The sequence below is a fragment of the Mesorhizobium sp. PL10 genome, from assembly GCF_053714315.1.
This window is the reverse complement of record NZ_JBSKBR010000023.1, coordinates 30660-51198: the sequence shown is the minus strand read 5'-3', so window position 1 is coordinate 51198 and position 20539 is coordinate 30660. Positions and strand designations below refer to the sequence as shown.

Here is a 20539-nt window from a genome sequence, read left to right as displayed (position 1 = left end):
CGCGGATGGCGCCCGGCCGTTCGCGTCTATTTCTGTGCTTCGGCCGCGTCGGCCATCGCATTGGCGCCGTCCTCGGCCGACATGTCGGGCGTGGCCACGAACTCAGTGATGGAGTCCATGATCGCGCCGCGCATCTTCTGCGGGATGGTCATGTTGTGGGCCATCGAGCGGACCAGCGTGCCCTCCTTGATCGACGCCTGCAGATCCTTCTGCGAGAGCTGCTGGCACGGATTGAAGCCCTTCGACAGATCGATATCCAGGCGTGAGGGGATCGAGCCCTTGGCCTGGTTGAAGACCGTCTGGAAGTCGGGCGACAGGATCAGGCTGGCAAGCAGCTTCTGGCCGTCAATGTAATCCTGGTCCTTCTGCTTGAAGAACACGACCGAGTCCGAGTTGAGGATGAAGCCGGGTTTGCCCCAATCGGTCGGCGCCTGGGCGCAGACATAGTCGGTGCCTTCCTTGAAGCCGGCGGCGGTCAAAAGGCCGATCGTCCAGTCGCCCATGATGTGGAACGCCGCGTCGCCCTTGCCGACGAGCGCCGACATCGAATCCCAGTCGCGGCCGACCATGCCGGGATCCATGTACTTGCTCGTCATCAGGCGCATCTGCTCGAACGCCTTGACCATGCCCGGGCTGCGCATGGCTTCGACATCGCCCTGGACGAAGGCCTTGCGATAGAGATCGATGTCCTGGCCGTAGAGCACGACCTCGAACACCGTCGAATCCGTCCAGTCGGCGGTCGAATGCGAGATGCAGATCTTGCCCGAGGCGACGATCTTGTCGCAGGCCGCATTGAACTCGGCCCAGGTCTTGGGCATTTCCGCCACGCCGGCGGCCTGCATGACCTTCGGCGAGGCCCATAGCCAGTTGATGCGGTGGATGTTCATGGGCGCGGCGACCCATTTGCCGGTCGGCTTCATCACCGGAAGCAATTCCGGTGCAACCACTTTCTCCCATCCTTCCGAGGCCGCCAGCTCGTCGAGGTCGGCGGTCATGCCGGTCTCGTTCCACTCGGCGATTTCCGGGCCCTTGAGCTGCACGGCAGGCGGCGCATTGCCGGCGATGACGTCGGCGCGCAGCTTGGCCAGCGTATTGGCCGTGTGACCGGCGATCGAGGTCTGTTCCCACTTGCCGCCCTTGGCGGTGAACATCTCGCCGAGCTTGGCGATCGCCTGGGCGTCCGATCCGGTCGCCCATTGGTGCAAAAGGTTCGTCTTGGGCTCGGCGAAGGCGGCCCCGGCGACAAAGGTGCACGCAGCAGCGACCGCGAAGGCGGTCATGACGGATTTCATGGCTTCACTCCCATATGGTTGCACGGTTCGTATCGACCGCTTATGGCCGCGGTTTGAAGCCGCTGCCGGCGAGATGCGTTAATCTCGAGTTCTTTCCAAGATGACATATTGAAGCCATCAGTCAACGGTGTTTATGTTGGTCCATGACAAAACCTTCGCTTAGAGCCTGGCTGATCGACAGACCGTCCGCGTCGCCGGAGAGCATGATCGTGCGCTGCCTGAGCGAGCGCGGCGGCCTCTCGGCGTCGCAGATCGCACGCGTCACCGGTCTGGCGCGCTCGACGGTCTCGACTGCCCTCAACGGCTTGAGAAAGTCGGGGATGATCATCGAAGCCCCCGCCAGCAGCGATGGTATCAGAGGTATCGGCAGACCAGCCGCGGCCGTTACGCTCAATCCGACGGCGGGCACCTGCGTCGGAATTCACCTGGCTCTTCAAGAGATACGGCTCATCGTCGCCGATGTCTCGCATTCCGTCATTGCCGAACAAACTATCTCGATGCCTCTGGACTACCAGCCGCAACAGGCGGCCCAGATGGTCAAATCGGCAATTGCCCAATCTTACAAGGAAAACGGTCTGCCGGTGGCGGGGCTCCTGGGGGTTGGTGTCTCCGTCTCCGGCCCGGTCAGCCGCGATGGAGTGGTGCTGCGCGCGAGCATGGTTCCAACATGGGCCGGCGTCAACATACGGGATGTATTCGGACCCGTCCTGGAACAGCCGATCTTCGCCGACAATGAGAGCAACTGCTCGGCCATTGCCGAGCTGATGTGGGGTGCCGCCGTCGGCCAGGATGATTTCGTGCTGTTCAAGATCGATCTGGGTGTCGGCGGAGCCATTGTCCAGCAAGGCCGGCTGGTGACGGGCATCGCCGGCGGCGCCGGCGAATTCGGGCACATCAGCATTGATCCCGGCGGCGATCTTTGCCGGTGCGGCAATCGCGGATGTCTGGAGCTCTATGCAAGCTTTGCCCGGCCACTGGAACAGATTTCGCGTGTCGTGCGGCGGCAAGTCACCATGGACGATGTCATCACCATGGCCGAAGAGGGCGATGTCAGGGCGTTGCGGATGATCGAGGATACCGCCGAGACCGCCGGCCGCGGTCTCGGCCTGATCGGCTCGGTGCTCAATCCGCCGCTGATCATCATCGGCGGCCACATGGCCTTGGCAGGCGACATTCTGTTGACGCCGCTGATCGCGTCCTATGAACGCCACACGCTCATCAAGTCCCGCGATGTCGCTCCGGCCCTGCGCACACGCATAATCGTCGGCAAGCACACCGAGAACGATGCCTTGCTGGGCGCGGTCGGCCTGGTGCTGAGACACCAGACGACGGAACTGTCGCTCGGCTGATCGTCAGGCCGTTGGAGTTGCGTGAAACGATCGATAGCTCTAGTAGCGCCGAGCGCGCCGGCTCGGCGCCAGACAGACATCGCTGTTGCAGGGCCGAAGGCAACTTTGCGTCCTAAGCGGCCCATTGGCGACGATGAGAGCCACGCCGCTCCTTGGTTCAAACCAATCGACGGCCCGACTTATAGAGGCAACTCCTTGCCTGCCTTCTCCGCCGCCATGTGCTGCGCGTACCAGTCTGGCCAATTCTCATCACGCTGGCCGCCTGTCCGTTTCTCGTGCTCGCCATGGGCCACAGACGCACGCCGGAGCGCGGCCGCGAGCTCGGCCGACGAGCCAAATGTGGTTTCGCCAGCGTCCACGCGACCGGGCGCTCGCGCGGTGACCTCCTGCAACATCCAGATATTTCCGGCCGGATCGCTGAAGGATGCCCACGACAGGTAGCTGCGCCGTTCGGGGTCCGGACCGCTGACGCGGCCTTCGTTGCCGGCATAGTGGTACACTTCGCTCACGTCGACACCGAGATCGGCGAGTTCGGCGCGCGCCACCTCGATGTCCGACACGACGAGCTCGCCAGCGCTTTTGAGGACATCGAGTTCGAGCCGGGCATAGGGCTCCGTTGTGGTCCCTGAGCCGAAGACGACCGAACACGGGGAGCCCGGAGGCGTAAACTGGATGACACGAAATCCGTCGCCTGTGAGGTCGGCGTCCAGTCGCCAGCCCAAGCCGCCATAGAAGTGTTTGGCACGGTCGATGTCCGAAACGGGAATGACCGCGACCTCGAGCCTTATGTCTACGCCTCGCGCTGCGGGTGTCGCTATCGCGGCTTCGCGGCGCTGCTGAATATCGTTCATGTCAATTTCCTCCGATTTTGGTGGCTTCTGAGTTCACATGCGGCGGACCGGGGCGTGTGCCCGGTCCGTCTTGGATGGAGAGCGGAGCAGCAGACGCCCCGTTCATCTCATATCGATTGCCGAAGCGACCGGAACGCGGCGCGAAGCTCTTCGGTAAAGAGCTTCGGCTGTTCCCAAGCAGCAAAATGACCGCCCTTGTCGACCTTGTTGTAGTGGATGAGCTTGGGATACGCCCGTTCCGCCCAACTCCGCGGCGTCTGGTAGAGTTCGTCGGGGAAGACGCTTACGGCAACCGGAACGGAGATGCCCTTGGGACTGAAAAACGCGAGCTTGTTTTCCCAATAGAGACGACCTGACGAAACCCCTGTGTTGGTGAGCCAGAACAGTGTGACATTGTCGAGGACGTCGTCCGGCGTGAGGCCTTCACTCTGCCCATCGAACGAACGCGCGATCATCTGCAGACTGGCCATGTCGTGGTCGAGCAGGAAGGTGGCGAGGCCGATGGGGGAGTCCGCAAACCCGGTCAGTGTTTGCGGGCGCGTTGCCATCCAGAGGGCGTAGTAAACATGCTTGTAGAAGAACACGAGCTGTTCGTACGTGCTTCTCTCCTCATCGGACAGACCGGACGGCGCCGGCGCACCGGCGAAAGATGCCTGGTCGATCTCTGCAGGAATTGCACCGGGCATGTTGGTGTGAATGCCGAGCAGTTCAGGCGGCGCCTGCACGCCGATCTGCTCCGTGACGGTAGCACCCCAGTCGCCACCCTGTGCCACAAAGTGCTTGTAGCCAACGCGTCGCATCAGCGTGGTCCATGCCCGCGCGATCCGTTCGGGATCCCAGCCGGTCGTCTGCGGTTTGCCGGAAAATCCGTAGCCCGGCATCGACGGAATCACGATATCGAAGGCATCCGATGCGCTGCCGCCATGCGCGGTGGGATTGGTCAGCGGCTCGATTATCTTGAGCTGCTCGATGATTGAACCCGGCCATCCATGCGTGACGATGAGCGGCATTGCGTTTTCATGCACCGAACGGACGTGGATGAAATGGATGTCCAGTCCGTCAATCTCGGTGATGAAGTGCGGATAGGCATTCATCCTCGCTTCCGCTTTCCGCCAGTCGTATTCGGTCTGCCAGTAACGCAGAAGCTGCTGGACCGTCTTGAGCGGTACGCCCTGCGAATAATCGGTGACGGTTTCCTTGTCGGGTAATCGGGTCTGCGCCAGGCGTTGGCGCAGGTCGGCCAGATCTTCCTCTGAGGCACTGAACGTGAAGGGGCGAATCGAGTCGGTCCCGGTTGCCGCGTGTAGCGCAGAGGGAAGCGCGCTGATGGCCCCGGCTGCAACTGCGGTGGCAAGAAGTTCGCGCCGCGTGGGCGACATTGATGCTGATGACATGACATCCTCCTCTATTTTTCTATTTGTTCGGATGCGGTCACGCAGATCGAATGGCCGCGGAGGAATGTTCGCTCGAACGGGAGGGAATTGCGCGTTATGCGTTGTTAAGAGTCGTTAGCGGGCGCGTTAGCGCGATGCATTTGCGGATGTGCCGTTCAATTCGGCGAGCAGGGCGCTCGCCGCATTTACATCGGCGGTTTGCACTCCCTCGCCGAACCGCTGAAGGAGCCTGCCGAGCAAATCCCGGGCACGGTCTGCCTGACCTTGCTGCTGCCACATCCTGGCCAGCGGTACGGCAGCCCTCAACTCCCACGCCGTTGCCGATTGTTTACCTGCCCAATAGACCGCTTGAAGCAGCGAGTCCTCAGCCGCACTCACATCGGGCGGAGAGTATGCCAGGCGGATTTCGGCCCACACACGCAGCAAATCCGGACGATCGTACGTCTCGCCGGCTTGGTCCGCCAAGGCAATGGCCCGGTCGATTGTGGTCGTAGCCTCATCAAGCTGGCCGCTTCGCATCATACCTTCGGCGAGCGCTCGGAGGAATGCCGTCGCAAGGATATTGAACCGTTCAGCGCTAAGCGTCGCGACAGCGCTACGGAGCAATTGCGCGCCCTCGGCCGGCTCGCCTTGCAAGATCATGAGCTCACCCTTCAAAGCAAGGCCCATCGCATGATAGGGAGCCAGCGAATACTTCGTCGCATAAGCTAGAACACGTTCGATCCATTGCGCCGCGCGCTCAAAGTCGCCGCTCCAGAGGTAGACTGGGACAGTGTAAACCAGCGACATGCAAACCGCGACCGGATGCTCACGTTTCGTTGCTTCCTCGACGGCTTGATCCGCCATTCTGAGCGCACTCTCCGGCATGCCGCGCAACCACAAGGCACGCGCTAGCGCAATAAGCGCGCGTATCCTGTGGTCGTAGCCGAAGAAGTCGACCTGGACGCTGCCAGCCTCTGCTTCCAGTTCCAGTCCACGCTCGCTGTGTCGCTGCGACGCCGCCTGGTTTCCAACCAGGTGATGCGATACGCCGAGCATCCACTCGGCTATGATGATCCCTGACTGCTCCCCAAGCTCTGCCGCAACGAGCACGCTCCGCTCGGCGCAGGCGAGGGCCCCGCGAAAGTCCCCGATGCGAGTAAGAAAGATGTTCAGCCCGGCCAGCAGATGCAACTTGTATTGGCCGTCCCGCAGCGCCTCCGCCAGTCCGATGCCTCGCTCGATGGCCTTTCTGACGGCATCGCTGTTACCGCGTGTGAACATCGACGAGATCGCCAACGCTGCTTGAAGCGCCAATTCGCGCTCCGTTCCGCGATCTGTCTCCCCTAAGGCGGACAGGCCCCGCTCGCACCACCGTTCGCACTCGCCCAGAAGCGAGAACCCCAAGAACAGAGGCGCCGCTCCGGCTGCAAGTTGGACACCGTTCTGGGCCTCGCCGCCGTCCGAAAAGCTCCACTCGAGTGCTGCTCGAATATTGCCCATGTGCGGCTCATAAGCGGAGACGTCGCGGTTCCCGAACACAGTCGCTCTTGTCGAGTCTGGTTTGAAGCGATCGGCATAATGATGCGCATGTCGCCTCGACAGCACCGCGCCGTCGCCGGTTTCGGCAAGCTTGGCCGCCGCATAAACTCGACTGGTATCGAGGAGCCGGTGGTAAGTCGATCCCGCCAACTCGGACATCCTGATAAGCGACTTGTTCACCAGGCTCTCGACGGCGTCTGCTACCGCTGGCGCATCGGCTTCACCGTCCGATGCGATTGCTATGGCATCTCTGAGCGTGAAAGGGCCGACGAATACAGACAACCGGCGCAAGATCGTCTGTTCGTGCGGGGAGAGCAGGTTGTAGCTCCAGTCGAACATTGCCTGAAGCGTTTGATGACGCGGAATAGCGCTTCGCCGGCCGTGCCATAGAAGCTTGAAGCGGTCATCAAGCAGTTCGGCGGTTCCGCGAATTCCGTAGGTGCCCACGCGGCCGGCAGCGAGTTCAATTGCCAGTGCTATCCCGTCAAGCCGGCGGCATATTGCCGCCAGGATCGGCGCGTCCGCATCGCTGAGTTCGGCACCAAGGCCTCCCGCGACGGCGCGTTCCATGAAGAGTTGCACAGCGGGCGAGGCAAGTGCCTGCGCAGCGGTCAGCCCACTGTCTTCGGACGGCCCTTCAAGGGGCGTCAGCAGATGCACATTCTCGCCCTCGACACGCAAGGCCTCGCGGCTGGTTGTTAGCAGGTGCACGAGAGGGATTTCGGCAAAGAGACGCTCTGCCAGCGCGGCGACTGCATCGATCACATGCTCGCAGCTATCGAGGACGAGAAGAATCGGCTTGTCGACCAGAAAGGCAACCAGAGCAGACACCGGGTCCTGCGCCGCCTGACCGCTCAAACCCAACGTTGAAGTCACAGCGCCGGCGACCAGAGATGCATCTCCCAGCGCGCCAAGGTCGAGAAAATAGATCTGATCGGAAAACTCGCTGCGCAAGGAGTGAGCTATCGCAACCGCAACGGTCGTCTTGCCCATACCTCCCGGCCCGACCACATTGACGAACCGCCGTTCGGTAAGCAGGGAGCGTAGAGCGGCAACCGTTTCTTCGCGCCCGATCATCCTTTCAAGTCGCGGCGGCAGCCTTTTGGGCCGACCGGCTCCTGAGCTGGGCGGGGTGGGGATCATGCGAGCGGAGGTCTGCACCGGCGCTACGAAACTGTAGCCACGTCCGGCTACATTGGCGATGTATCGGTTGCCATCTTTCCCGTCACCCAAAGCCTTGCGAAGATTGGAGAGGTGTACCCGGAGACTTCCCTCCTCAACAATCACATCGGGCCAGACACGCCTGAGCAGATCCTTGCTGCTCAGGACTTCCCCGGCGTGCTCCACCAGTACGATAAGGATATCCAACGCCCGCCCGCCAATCCCGACAGGTTCCCCGCCTCTTGCGAGCAATCTCTCAGAGACGCTCAAGCGAAAAGGGCCGAAAGACGCAATCACGTCATGCGAAACGTCCTGATCGAGCATGGTGGACTCCGGTAGCTCGTGGCTACCTTCACGGCCGCGCTCAATCCGGGGAGGGCATCCGCCTGCGAGACGGGCGTCGACCTTTCACGGGTTTATGGCGCACTCGAACATATACGACATGCGCATTCCGGTGCAATCCGATGAATTTCAATCAAGGCCAGCCGCGTGGGCTGTCACTGCACTCGATGCTCGTTTCGGACCATTCTCTGAAGCCGGTTTTCCGTTCACCCACACGTATCGGCCGCCTTGAGCGCTTCGGCGCGGGAAGGTTGACGCAGATCCGCGATCCGCCGGACAGAAGCGTAAAACCTGGGATAATCGCCCGAACACAAGTCGTACAAGCGAAGAAAGGCCGGAACCTGTTCACCGTAGACAGAAGTCGCGGCGAGCTTCGCGTTGTTGATCGGGGCATTGAACCAGGCGTCGTATCCCCGGTATCCGGCCCAGTTTTTGTTGCGCATCTGCCGGTAGCGCATCCGCAGCCTGTCGATCGTGGCTGTTTTGGCAGCCGTCATCTGCTCCGGGGTGCGGGGGCTTTCATAGACCTGTCTTAACTCGTCGCGCGTTTTCGACACCAGTCCGAGAAAATCGGCGCTGCGCTTGCGATCGGCTTCGTAGCGGCGCAATCCGGCCCGATCGCCGGCAGCGCGGAGCCACTTCCTGACGCCGGTGGTTTCGACGGCAACGGCGAACGCCTCGTTGAATGCGGAATCGCCATCCACATAGAGGCGCTGATGCGCCAGCTCGTGAAAAACAAGGCTTGCGAGGTAGGTGTCGTCCTGACGCAGCATGGTGCTCAGCAGTGGATCGCTGGACCAGCCCAGTGTGGAATAGGCGGTGACGCCCGTGACATAGACGTCCAGTCCCTCTCGATGAAGTTCGACAGCGCTCTCAGCGGCGGATTTCCGGGAGAAGTATCCCCGGTACGGAACGCAGCCGAAAACCGGAAAGCACCATGTGCGTGGTGTGAGCGAGAATTGCGGCGCGGCAAAAACCGCCCAGGTCACGGCGTCCCGATGGATGTCGACATAGCTGCGGTAGCTGCTGTTGTCGGGCAGCGCCAGTTCATCAGTCGCAAACCGCCTGATGGCGCTTGCCGATGTCAGTTTGGCGCGCAAGGCCTTGGGCGTCGAAGGATCATGAATGAGTTTCCCGACATTCCTGCGCGCCGCCATGATCTGCACATGGCCCTCCAGCGACTGCGTGTAGTAGGAAATGCTGGTGCAGCCGGTTACCCCGGACGCCACAATCGCCGCGGCAAGCATCCGAAGAACGCGCTTCACGGTTTGCCCACCCTTGCCCATCTCCCCATGAATCGATGTCCCGATCCTCCGCTCTCAAACAGGCGCACCGATTTTCGTCAAGCTCTACAGGGGCGGTGGGTCTGACTTTCGACTTCGGCAGGGTTGGCAATGCGGCCATTCGCCTTCGATGGACGGAGGTCCACCGGTATCGGCGGAGCCGCGAATCTGTGTTAAGCCGCCGCTCGACCAACCAAAGGACGACAGCTGTGAGCGAACCGACCGTGGCCCAGGCGACCGAGAGCATTTATGCCTCGCTTCGGGCCGACAATGCCGACATTGACGCCCATATCGCGACGCTCAAGGCGGCGCTGGCACGGGAAGGGATAAAACAGGCGGTGTTCGATCCGACCAAGTTGGCACAGAACAACCGCCAGGGACGCAAGTTGATGCAGGCTTATTTTCGGCAGCGCGGCGTGAGCGTGAGCTTTTCGAACTAGCAGAGCCGCGCGCGTCGACTAGCTCCTGGAAAAAACCCAGACCGGAAAATCCCGCAGTGTTGCGGTATAATTGATGACGTGGTCCTTACCGAGCAACATTGAACGCTATATTGCAGTTGCCGCCGCCGCCATTTGAAATGGTTCGCCCCAAACGCCCGTTGTCGAGTCGGTGACGCGGCAACCGGCTGCCTCACGAATCAGCCTAAGTCAAGAGATACCCGCTTGCGAGCCGGGTATTTTGCTGACATGCTCTGTTTTTTATGGGGTTTTACACCGTGGCAGGTGTTCAGATGGAAGGGCAAAAGCATGGCAAAGGAATCTACGAATACCGTTTCTTCAGAAAAGAAGGCGGACGCAAATCTCCTAGGTAACGCAGAAGGTAACGGGCTGAACTTCCTGGGAGTCCAGGCTCGTGAGAACGGCGGCGCCGGCGACGCCGTAGGTGTCGACAAGATACGTGATCTGCTGTTCGGCAACCAGATGCAGGACTATGACCGCCGTTTTTCCAAGCTTGAAGAACGGGTCTTGCAGCGCTTCAAGGATGTCGAATCCGAAGCCAAGCGCAATCTCGAAATGTACGAGTCGAATGCAAAGAAGCAGATCGACTCGCTTGCGGGGCAGTTGCGGACCGAAAAAGATTCGCGAGCCGACGCCGACAAGGAGATTGACCGGAATCTTCGCGAGCAAAACCAGGCACTTGAAAAGCAGGTGCGCGCCCTGTCGGATCAACTGAGCGCGCTTGAGCGCGACGTTTCGGACCGGATAAATCGAAACGATCATTCGCTGCGTGAGGAAATCAAGCAGAAGAATGAAGGCGTTCAGATGCTGATCGAGAAAATGTTTGCCGATCTCAGCAACGTCAAGACCGACCGAAACCTTTTGGCTGGCCTGTTTGTCGAGGTTGCAAAAGCTCTGAATCAGGATCCCGTCGGCAGCAAGAGCAACTCGGACCGTAGCTGGAAAGTGAGTTGATGGGACCTTGACGTCAACCGTCGACCCACTCAACCTACCGAAAAGAACAGCCTCGAACGATACAGAGATTGATCGCGAGGCTCTGGCTCGCCTTTTGATCGAAATTGCCCGGAACGTCGATCCGGACTACCGTGCGCGTTTCGAGGCTGTTCCAACCGCCGATCCTCGCATGGAAACGCTGCGCCAGTTGCTGGTCAGCCGCGAAATTTCGGAGCTTTCACGAGTCACGCATCTGCTGGACGAACCGGAGCAGCTTGCGGCAGCAGTGGGCGACGTTCTTCCCAGTGCGACAGCGCGAGCGTCTCATGCGCAACTCGGCGAGGCGCTTGCGCCAGCTGTCGAAAGGGCTGTGCAGCGGTCGATCCAGAAGAGCCCGCGCACGCTGACGGATATATTATATCCGGTGTTTCTGCCGGCAATTCGCAAGTCGATCGGGGAAAAGATCGACCAGACCTTTCAGTCGCTGAATGAAACTTTAAGGCATATATTTACCTGGCATGGGCTCAAGTGGAGATTTGAAGCTTGGAGAACGGGCGCTAGTTTCTCGCAAGTTGTTCTGAAGCATTCTCTTGTCTATCGTATAGAGCATGCCTTTCTCATTCATCGGAATTCCGGGCTTTTGATAGCGCATGTGACGGCCGATAATGCGACGAGCGAAGATCCTCAGCTCATCTCTTCGATGCTTAGTGCAATTCAGGATTTTGTGAAGGACTCGTTTAACGAGAAAGAGCAGAGCGGCCTGGACACTATTCGTTTCGGCGACCTTCGACTCTGGTCGGAAGTTGGACCGTTTGCGACCCTGGTTTCGGTGATCCGGGGAAATCCGCCGGAGGAATTGCACGACATAATTCGCGATGTATTGCTTCGCATCCATGAGGAAAGCTCACAGGCTTTAGAGCAGTTTGACGGCGACGGTTCGCAGTTGGTCGGCGTAGAGACGCAGTTGCAGACCTGCGTCGAGCTGAAGCAGGAGGAATCAAACGAGGGATTTCCGTGGCTGGTGGCGGCCGTGGCTCTGCTGCTTTTGAGTCTGGCAGGCGGCTGGTACTTTCTTTCCTGGCAATCAGCGCAGCGCTGGCAAGCTTACGTGTCGCGCTGGCAGGCTTACGTGTCGCGACTGGAGGCCCAGCCGGGCATTATCGTTGCCGAACAACAGGTGCGCGATGGCCAATTCTACATTGCCGGCTTGAGAGACCCGCTTGCCGCCGACCCGCAGTCGCTGTTGTCCGGAACGGAGGTCGATCCCGCCCAGGTTCATTCGCAGTGGCAATTCTATCAGAGCCTTGAACCCGAGTTCGTGTTGAAGCGGCTGACGGCGTCGCTGGCTCCGCCGGATTCAGTACGACTGTCGATCGTCAATGATCGCATCGTTGCCGAAGGCGAGGCGCCCGACACCTGGATAGATCGGGCGCGCGCAGCGGCCCAGCAGCTTTCGGCAGGCGGGCCGGTCTTCGATATCTCCGGGGTCCGTGACGTAAGCCCTGAAGTACGAGCGGCGGAGCGCTGGCAGGCCTATGTGTCGCGGCTGGAGACCCAGCCGGGCATCATCGTTGCAGAACAAAAGATACGCGATGGCCAATTCTATATCGCCGGCTTGAGAGACCCGCTTGGCGCCGACCCGCAGTCGCTGTTGTCCGGCACCCAGGTCGATCCCGCCCAGGTTCATTCGCAATGGCAGTTCTATGAGAGCCTTGAGCCGGAGTTCGTGTTGAAGCGGCTGACGGCGTCGCTGTATCCGCCGGATACAGTACGACTTTCGATCGTCAATGATCGCATCGTCGCCGAGGGTGAGGCTCCCGACACCTGGATAGATCGGGCGCGCGCAGCGGCCCGACAGCTTTCGGCAGGCGGACCGGAATTCGACATCTCCAAGGTTCGTGACGTGAGTCCCGATGCACGCTCGGCGGAGCACTGGCAGTATTATGTCTCGCGACTTGAGGCTCAACCGGGCATCATCGTCGCCCAACAAACGGCGAGGGGCGGACATTTCTACATTTCCGGCCTGAGAGACCCGCTTGCCGCCGACCCGCAAGCGCTGCTGTCCGGAACGCAGGTTGATCCTGCCCGGGTTCATTCACAGTGGCAATTCTACCAGAGCCTTGATCCGAAGTTCGTGGTGAAGCGGCTGACGGCGTCGCTGAACCCGCCGAAAACGGTTCAGCTGTCGATCATCCAGGGTCGTATCGTTGCCGTGGGTGAGGCTCCTGCCGGCTGGATCAGCCGCGCGCAGGCCGCCGCCGAACAACTTTCGGCGGACGGAGTGGTTCTGGATGTCTCGCAGCTGAGCGAGCTGAATCTTGCAGAACTGAATTATTTGAGAGAGGCCATCCAGACGACCGATATCTTCTTCTCTTCCGGCAAAGTTGTGCCGGGGCCAGAACAGACGCCGGTTCTCGACAGGTTGGCGGATCAAATAAAGGTATTCGCCCAAAATGCCCGCAAGTCGGGCGTAACAGCGCGGTTCATGTTGACCGGCCATTCGGACACCACGGGCCGCGAGACGGCCAACGCGTCGATCAGCGCCGCCCGCGCCGAGACAGTTCGTGCGCTTCTCAACAAGCGCGGCGTCGCTCCGGAACTGCTGCTGGTTCGGGGCGCGGGCACGTTTGAGCCGCTGGTGCCTGAAAATAGTCAAAACGGGAGCTCCACCAACCGCCGGGTTTCGATTACTGTGAACCTGGACTAGCGGAGCCCGAAATGTTGCAAAAAAAGATCTGCATGCTGGGCGGCTTCGCTGTCGGAAAGACGAGTCTGGTTCGCAGGTTTGTGCAAAGCATCTTTTCAGAAACCTACCTGACCACGGTGGGAGTGAAAATCGACAAGAAGAGTGTCGAACTCCCGGGCAAAACCGTGGATCTGATTTTGTGGGATTTGGCCGGCGAAGACGATATCGGCTCATTTCGCGTCAGCTATGTTCGCGGTGCAACCGGGCTCGTGCTTGTCGTCGATGGAACCCGCGCTGCTACCCTTGCCGTGGCGGTCACGCTGCGCGAACGGGTCGAGGCCGAATTCGGCGCTATGCCGTTTGTATTGCTGATCAACAAATCCGATCTGGCCGATCGATGGGAAATATCGGATAGTGAGATTGACGAACTGAGGCAGCGTGGATGGCAAATCTATCTGACAAGTGCGCTCTCAGGTCAGCATGTTGATGATGCGTTTCATCAACTTGCTTTGATGGTCGCAAAATAGACCATGCATGGATTGCCAAAAGAAGTCGTAAATTGGATTTTCAATTTCTTCTACAATGGGCACTCTGTCGCTTATGTGAAAATCGACGCCCAGCTTTGCGTGACTGCGAAGGGCGGTAATGTTGAACATCACGGACTGTCGTCGCTTCGCATTGGCAAGCCTGTTGCCGAGCAGCTTGAGTTTATGGAAGGGCTGCTGCCTTGCCCGGAACTTCCGTTTCATATTCCCATGGTCGAGCTGCCCAGCGGGCGTGTCGCGGACCTTCATTTTTTTGCTGACGACGCCTGCGTGTGGCTGCTCTTTCTCGACGCCAGCGTCGAACGCGCCAACAGGCAACGGCTTCAACAGAAGGCTTATGAGATGACGCTCCTGCAAGAAAGGGAGCGTCAACTCAACGAGAAATTACAATCGGCGAACGAGGCGTTGAGGAAGAGCCAGGAGGGATTGGCGCGTGAATACCAGCGCGCCGAAACCCTGCTCCTCAACATTCTTCCGGCGTCGATCGCGGAGCGGTTAAAAGCGCACAAGAAGATTGCGGACAACCACGCAGAGGTGAGTGTGCTTTTTGCCGACATCGTCGGTTTTACGGAAAGAGCGCGGAGCGTCGGAGCCGTGACGACGCTGGCTATTCTGAATTACTTCTTCAAGGCGGCGGATCGGCTTTCGGAACGATACGACTGCGAAAAGATCAAGACAATCGGCGATTGTGTGATGGTGGTCAGTGGCCTGCCCACCGCGCGATCCGATCATGCAAAGGCCCTCGCGCGCTATGCGCTTGAGCTGCGCAAGGCGGTCAAGCGCGAACGTTTCGCAGGAGAACCGATAAGGCTCAGAATTGGAATTCACTCAGGGCCGATCGTCGCCGGCGTGATAGGCAAGAGGCGGTTCGCCTATGACCTGTGGGGCGAGACCGTTAATCTCGCCTCACGTATTCAAACGTCCGCGGAGCCCGATGAAATCCGCATTTCCGACGCAACGCGCCAACTGCTCGGACCAAAATTTGCTTGCGACCCACTCGAGGAAACGGAATTGCGTGGCGCAGGTCGCGTGCGAATGTGGCGGCTCCCGGCCTGATTTAACCGCTTGCCAGTGCCGACGCTGCAGCCCGTTGCATCTCAAGCCAGCCCGGCCGCGCCGTCCGCCGGCATCTGTCCCGGTGAGCCCGATCCAGCTTGAATGACCCCAAGCTAATATGCTATTTCTCCGTTATGCGCGGAATGCTGGCACTTGGCATGCTGGTATTGGCGGCTACGACAGCAGCCGCAGGTGAGCATTTGTTCGACTCCATCGCCGCCGGAGACAAGGGTGCCGTGGAGCAAGCCTTGGCAGGCGGTGCCGAGGTCGACAGCCGGGCACGCGACCAGGCAACCCTCCTCATCGCTGCAGCGCTCGACAACCAGCCGGAAATTGCCGCGTTCCTGGTGGGCAAGGGCGCCGACGTCATGGCGCGTAACTCGGGTGGCTTTACCCCACTTCACGCGGCTGCTTTCTCGGGCAGCCTGCAGATTGCCAGGCTGCTGCTGGAAAAAGGCGCGGTGCTTGACGATGCCGCCAACAAGGCGGGTGCTACGCCGTTGTTGGTGGCCGGCGAGGAAAACCACGTTGAACTGGCGGAATTCCTTATAGCGAAAGGTGCGGATGTGAATCATCCCGAGGGGCATGGCTACATGCCGATAACGCGCGCATTCTGGAAGGACAACACGGATATCATACGACTTTTCAAACGCCATGGTGCTACCTGCCAAGCCAAAATCCTTGGCGAGGCGAACGCGGCGAAGTGCGCCGAGATCCATGATTAACGGAGGATGCAGATGAGCACGATGATCAAGTCACGACTGGTTCGGAATTTGGGGGCGGCTGGCCTGGTCGCGGTAGCTGCGGTCGTCGGCGCGGGATCGGCCTGGGCCGACGATTCGGTAAACACCGGCTATTTCGGCGGTGTGGCGATCATGGGCTACGACACGGTCGCCTATTTCACCGACGGCAAGGCCGTGAAGGGCTCCGAAGAGTTCACTTATGAATGGCTGGGCACACCTTGGCATTTCGCCAGCAAGAAACACCAGGAAATGTTCATGAGCGAACCGGTCAAGTACGCTCCTCAATATGGCGGCTACTGTGCCGGCGAAGTCGTGGGCGGTGGGGTCACGGTCAATGTCGATCCGGAAGCATTCAAGATTATCGACGGCAAACTCTACCTGATCTACGACGTCGGCAATGCCGACGATTTCGCCGCGCATGCGGCTGAAAACATTCCGAAAGCCGACGCCAATTGGCCGCAGGTCGCGGCCAATTTGGAGCTCGACAAGTATCACTGACACCAGGTTCGCCTACTGGACGACCGTGAAGTGAAACACCTTGCTTGTATTGGCATAGGAGTAGCCTTTGCCAGCGGTGCCGTTGCGTCTGTAGACGGGACCGCAGTCGGGGCGCCCGAACAGGTTCTCGCTCTGCTCGCACAAGAGATTGCCATCGACGTAAACGGTCTCGGTGACCAGCCGCGTCGTCGTGCGGAAGGCCGCCTTGCCGTCGCTCCCGATCTGAAGGAAGGCTGGTTGGAGACCGGGTTCGATCTGGCCTTGAAGTGTATGGCCAATGACGAGGGACGCGATCTCAGCACCCTTCAACTGGTCGCGTTCGTCCGGGGTAAAGCCGTAGGGCCATTCGGGTAGTCCTGCTTGGCGCAGCGCATTGACGATGGTCGCCAGATCCTGCCGGTTCCGGAAATGTTGAGTCATCTGCCACCCAGCCACGGAGTCCACGTAGCTGGACCCTGCGGCGAGGCGGAGCCCATCGGCGATTGCGGCTTTCGCATCCGGTAGACGGCCGCCGCGGACATATGCCGCAGCGAGCGTAAACCGAAAGTTGGCAACTGTCGGCGCGTCGTCGCGTGTGCGTTCGAGCGTCTCGATCGCTTTCTCGACATTCCCCTGGAGAAGAAAAACCAGCCCAGCAGCTTCCCGGTTGATGGCGGAAAGGTCGGGGTCGAGCCTGAGCGCCGTCTCGACCGCATTGGCTGCGTCGACATGATTGCCGGCGTATAGCTGAACATATCCAAGGGCTGCTTGCGCCTCTGCATCGCCCGGACCGATTGAAACAGCCTTCGTGGCAGAGGCAATCGCATCTTCGTAGCGGCGATTCACGACTTGCATGATACCGAGAATAGCATAGGGCGACGAAAGGTCCGGGTCGAGTTCCAAAGCTCGACTCGCCTTCTCATAGGCTCTCTTTCGTGCGGGCGCGCTCTGGATGATGTCGTTGAAGGACTCGCGCCAGACATAGACGGTCGTGCGCGCGTCAGCCGCAAAGGCTTCTGCGAAGGCGGTGTCGAGCCCCTCCGCCTTTTCATAGAGCGCAAGCGCCTCCCGCAGACCGGCCAGCAGGCCGCTGCGTGACGCCGTCTCGGCTTGTAGATAGTAGTCGTAGGCCTCGAGGTTCTGGGTCGGCGGGCGTGCCATGCGCTCGCTTTCCGCTGCCGAAGCCTGGATACCGAGAGCTTTGGCGATCTCCCCGCTCATCTCGTCCTGGACACTGAACACTCCAGCTATGCCGCGGTCGAACCGATTGGCCCACAGATTATCGCCGCTTGCTGTGTCGATGAGCTGGGCATTGACGCGGATTTGCTCGCCGGTGCGTCGGACGCTGCCCTCAACGACGAAGCGGACGCCAAGGTCGCGCGCGACGTCCGCCAACGCTGCAGGCTTGTTCTTGTAGGCGAAGACGGAATTGCGGGCGATGACATCGAGACCGGAAAGTTTGGTGAGGTCGGTGATTAGATCCTCGGTGATGCCGTCGGCAAAATAGTCCTGGCTCGGATCGCCGCCGAGGTTTGTAAACGGCAGCACGGCGACCGATGGTCGGTCGGTCAGGGAAGATGTCCTCGATTGCCACGCAAACAATCCTGCAAGGAGCGCGACGAACAGCACCGCTATTCCTGCCATCCCGATCGCCCGCGAGGATACCGGCCGGCGAACTGCCACCTTGATCTTCCCTGCGGCCGCGGGATCCAGCAGCAGCCGATAGGCGCGAACCGGATCGGCGATGTTCTTGAGCCGCTGCTCGCCAAGACTGGCAAAGCCGACATCAACCTTGTGGACCGCGTGATCGAATGCGGTTCCGGAGATGCAGACTCCGCCTGGCTCGGCCATAGCCTCGAGGCGCGCGGCGATGTTCACGCCATCGCCGTAGATGTCATTGTCGTCAACGATGACGTCGCCGAGATTGACGCCGATGCGAAACCGGATATGGCGGCCATCAGCGGTGCCCTTGTTGCGATCGGCCATCCGGCGTTGGATCATGGCAGCACACTGGACGGCATCGACGACACTCGCGAACTCGACCAGCGCTCCATCGCCCATGAGCTTGATAATGCGACCGTGGAATTCCTTGATCGCGGGGTCGACCAATTCGCGGCGGCAACTTTTCAATCGTTCGAGCGTGCCTACCTCGTCCTCGCCCATGAGGCGGCTGTATCCGACAACATCGGCAGCAAGGATTGCGGTAAGCCTTCGCTCCATACCTTCCATCCGCGAGTCCAGAGATATCAATGAGACGCGTGCATCTACTGAGCCACCGTGAAGTGAAACACCTTGCTTGAATTGACAAAGGAATAGCCGCCGCTTCCATCGTCGTGGCGTCTGTAGACGGGACCGCAGTCGGGGCGCCCGAACATATTCTCGCTCAGCTCGCACAAGAGATCGCCATCGACACGGACGGTTTCAGTGATCAGCCGCGTCGTGGAGCGAAAGGCTGCCTTGCCGTCGCTCCCGATCTGAAGGAAGGCTGGTTGGAGACCAGGTTCAAGCTGGCCCTGCAGAGTATGGCCCAGCACCAAAGAGGCGATCTCCTCGCCCTTCAAGCGGTTGTGCTCGTCGCCGGTGAAGCCGAACGGCCATTCGGGCAAGCCCGCCTGCTGCAACGCCTCGATGATGAGAGCCAAATCCTGCGGGTTGCGGTATTGCGCACCGTTGACCCGATATGCGGACAATGAATCGAACCCCGAAATCGACATGGCGCGTAGTCCCTCGGTGACCGCCGCCCTGGCATCCTGCAGGCGGTCGGCACGGGCGTAAGCGGCACCAAGCGTGATCGTGAAATCTCCGACGGATGGCGCTTCGTGGTGGATACGTTCGAGCGCCTCGATCGCCTTGTCGTTGCTGCCTTGAATGAGAAAGACCAGACCGGCAATTTGCCGGTTGATGGGTGAAAGGTTGGGGTCGAGCCTGAGCGCAGTCTCGACCGCTGCGGCTGCCTCGGCATGATTGCCGGCGAACAGTTGCACGTATCCCAGGGCTATTTGCGTCTCCGCATCGCCCGGGCCGAGCGCAACGGCTCGTTCGACCGAAGCGATGGCTTCCTCGTAGCGGCGATCCACGACCTGCATGATGCCGAGAATCGCATAAGGCGACGAAAGGCCTGGGTCGAGTTGCAGCGCGCGGCTTGCCTTCTCATAAGCGCGCTTGCGCGCGGGCGCGCTCTGGATGATGTCGTGGAACGATTCGCGCCAGATAAAGACTGTTGTGCTTGCATCCGCCGCGAAGGCTTCTGCGAAAGCGGGGTCAAGCTCCTCCGCCTTGTCGTAGAGCGCAAGCGCCTCCCGCAACCCGTCGCGCCGGCTGGTCCGTGCTGTCTGTTCTGCGCGAAGGTAGAAGTCGTAGGCCTCGAGGTTTTCGGTCGGCGGGCGTGCCATGCGCTCGCTTTCCGCTGCCGAAGGTTGCATGCCGAGCGCTTTGGCGATCTCCCCGCTCATCTCTTCCTGGACGGCAAACACGCCGGCCATGCCACGGTCGAACCGGTTGGCCCACAGATTGTCGCCCGTTGCCGTATCGATGAGCTGGGCATTGAGGCGGATCTGCTCGCCGGTGCGGCGGACGCTGCCCTCGACGACGAAGCGAACGCCAAGGTCGCGCGCGACGTCCGCCAGCGCTGCAGGCTTGTTCTTGTAGGCGAATACCGAGTTGCGCGCGATGACGTCCAGACCGGAAAGCTTGGTGAGGTCGGTGATCAGATCCTCGGTGATGCCGTCGGCAAAATAGTCCTGGCTCGGATCGCCGCCGAGGTTTGCAAACGGCAGCACGGCAACGGATGGCCGCGATGGCACCGAGAACTTCTGCCAGGCAAAAATGCCGGCAAGCGCGGCAATCACCAGGGCGGCTGCGCCTGCCAGGATCATGACGCGCGAGCCCGGCCGGTGTGGCGCGGCTGTGACCTTGCCCGATGCCGCGGGATCCAGCAGCAGACGATACGCGCGAACCGGATCGGCGATGTTCTTGAGTCGCTGCTCGCCAAGGCTGGCAAAGCCGACGTCCACCTTGTGCAGCGCATGGTCGAACGCCGTGCCCGAGATGCATACCCCCCCCGGCTCGGCCATAGCCTCGAGGCGCGCGGCGATGTTCACGCCATCGCCGTAGATGTCATTTTCCTCAACGATCACATCGCCGAGATTCACGCCGATGCGAAACCGGATCTGCCGGGCATCTGCGGTGCCATTGTTGCGATCGGCCATCCGGCGTTGGATCATGGCAGCGCACTGGACCGCATCGACGACGCTGGCGAACTCGACCAGCGCGCCGTCGCCCATGAGCTTGATCATGCGCCCGTGGAATTCCTTGATCGCAGGGTCGACCAGTTCGCGGCGGCAACTTTTCAACCGCTCGAGCGTGCCGACCTCGTCCTCGCCCATGAGGCGGCTGTAGCCAACCACATCGGCAGCAAGGATTGCGGTAAGCCTTCGCTCCATGTTCGG

15 protein-coding genes are annotated in these 20539 nt (G+C 60.4%); 8 read left to right on the top strand and 7 right to left on the bottom strand.

Annotated features, from left to right (window positions below; all coding sequences use genetic code 11):
• Positions 1–26 precede the first annotated feature (26 nt).
• Positions 27–1292, bottom strand: coding sequence for an ABC transporter substrate-binding protein (locus ACWGTO_RS27125; protein ID WP_454577866.1), 1266 nt, complete (start codon positions 1290–1292; stop codon positions 27–29).
• A gap of 143 nt (positions 1293–1435) precedes the next feature.
• Here ACWGTO_RS27125 and ACWGTO_RS27120 point away from each other — a divergent pair, with 143 nt between their 5' ends.
• Entirely contained in the window at positions 1436–2641 is a 1206-nt protein-coding gene (locus ACWGTO_RS27120; RefSeq protein WP_454577865.1) for an ROK family protein, read from the top strand.
• Positions 2642–2820: 179 nt separating this feature from the next.
• On the opposite strand, the gene ACWGTO_RS27115 is transcribed toward ACWGTO_RS27120, so the two are convergent.
• The 4 genes from ACWGTO_RS27115 to ACWGTO_RS27100 form a co-directional block, all read right to left on the bottom strand.
• Positions 2821–3492, bottom strand: coding sequence for a VOC family protein (locus tag ACWGTO_RS27115; protein ID WP_454577864.1), 672 nt, complete (start codon positions 3490–3492; stop codon positions 2821–2823).
• Positions 3493–3599: 107 nt separating this feature from the next.
• A complete protein-coding gene (locus tag ACWGTO_RS27110; RefSeq protein ID WP_454577863.1) occupies positions 3600–4886 on the bottom strand; it encodes an epoxide hydrolase family protein in 1287 nt (428 codons plus the stop codon).
• Between the two features lie 126 nt (positions 4887–5012).
• Positions 5013–7892, bottom strand: coding sequence for an ATP-binding protein (locus ACWGTO_RS27105; RefSeq protein ID WP_454577862.1), 2880 nt, complete (start codon positions 7890–7892; stop codon positions 5013–5015).
• A 224-nt stretch (positions 7893–8116) separates the two neighbouring features.
• Entirely contained in the window at positions 8117–9157 is a 1041-nt protein-coding gene (locus ACWGTO_RS27100; RefSeq protein WP_454577879.1) for an aminopeptidase, read from the bottom strand.
• Between the two features lie 245 nt (positions 9158–9402).
• Here ACWGTO_RS27100 and ACWGTO_RS27095 point away from each other — a divergent pair, with 245 nt between their 5' ends.
• The 7 genes from ACWGTO_RS27095 to ACWGTO_RS27065 all read left to right on the top strand — a co-directional run bounded on the left by ACWGTO_RS27095 (position 9403) and on the right by ACWGTO_RS27065 (position 16112).
• Positions 9403–9633: a hypothetical protein gene (locus ACWGTO_RS27095; protein WP_454577861.1), complete on the top strand. Its 231-nt coding sequence runs from the start codon at positions 9403–9405 to the stop codon at positions 9631–9633.
• Between the two features lie 306 nt (positions 9634–9939).
• Positions 9940–10605 (top strand): hypothetical protein, encoded by a 666-nt coding sequence (locus tag ACWGTO_RS27090; protein WP_454577860.1) that lies wholly within the window; start codon positions 9940–9942, stop codon positions 10603–10605.
• Between the two features lie 7 nt (positions 10606–10612).
• The gene (locus tag ACWGTO_RS27085; RefSeq protein ID WP_454577859.1) at positions 10613–13291 is read left to right on the top strand and encodes an OmpA family protein; all 2679 of its coding nucleotides are present in this window, start codon (positions 10613–10615) and stop codon (positions 13289–13291) included.
• A gap of 11 nt (positions 13292–13302) precedes the next feature.
• Positions 13303–13797, top strand: a complete 495-nt coding sequence (locus tag ACWGTO_RS27080; protein ID WP_454577858.1) for a Rab family GTPase — start codon at positions 13303–13305, stop codon at positions 13795–13797.
• Positions 13798–13800: 3 nt separating this feature from the next.
• Entirely contained in the window at positions 13801–14871 is a 1071-nt protein-coding gene (locus tag ACWGTO_RS27075; RefSeq protein WP_454577857.1) for an adenylate/guanylate cyclase domain-containing protein, read from the top strand.
• A 134-nt stretch (positions 14872–15005) separates the two neighbouring features.
• On the top strand, positions 15006–15596 hold the full coding sequence (locus ACWGTO_RS27070; protein WP_454577878.1) for an ankyrin repeat domain-containing protein: 591 nt from the start codon (positions 15006–15008) through the stop codon (positions 15594–15596).
• Positions 15597–15608: 12 nt separating this feature from the next.
• Positions 15609–16112, top strand: a complete 504-nt coding sequence (locus tag ACWGTO_RS27065) for a YHS domain-containing (seleno)protein (protein ID WP_454577856.1) — start codon at positions 15609–15611, stop codon at positions 16110–16112.
• Between the two features lie 12 nt (positions 16113–16124).
• Here the strand turns inward: ACWGTO_RS27065 and ACWGTO_RS27060 are convergent, their stop codons facing one another.
• Both ACWGTO_RS27060 and ACWGTO_RS27055 read right to left on the bottom strand, forming a co-directional pair.
• Positions 16125–18311, bottom strand: a complete 2187-nt coding sequence (locus tag ACWGTO_RS27060; protein ID WP_454577855.1) for an adenylate/guanylate cyclase domain-containing protein — start codon at positions 18309–18311, stop codon at positions 16125–16127.
• 44 nt (positions 18312–18355) lie between these two features.
• The gene (locus ACWGTO_RS27055) at positions 18356–20533 is read right to left on the bottom strand and encodes an adenylate/guanylate cyclase domain-containing protein (protein ID WP_454577854.1); all 2178 of its coding nucleotides are present in this window, start codon (positions 20531–20533) and stop codon (positions 18356–18358) included.
• Positions 20534–20539: the final 6 nt, after the last annotated feature.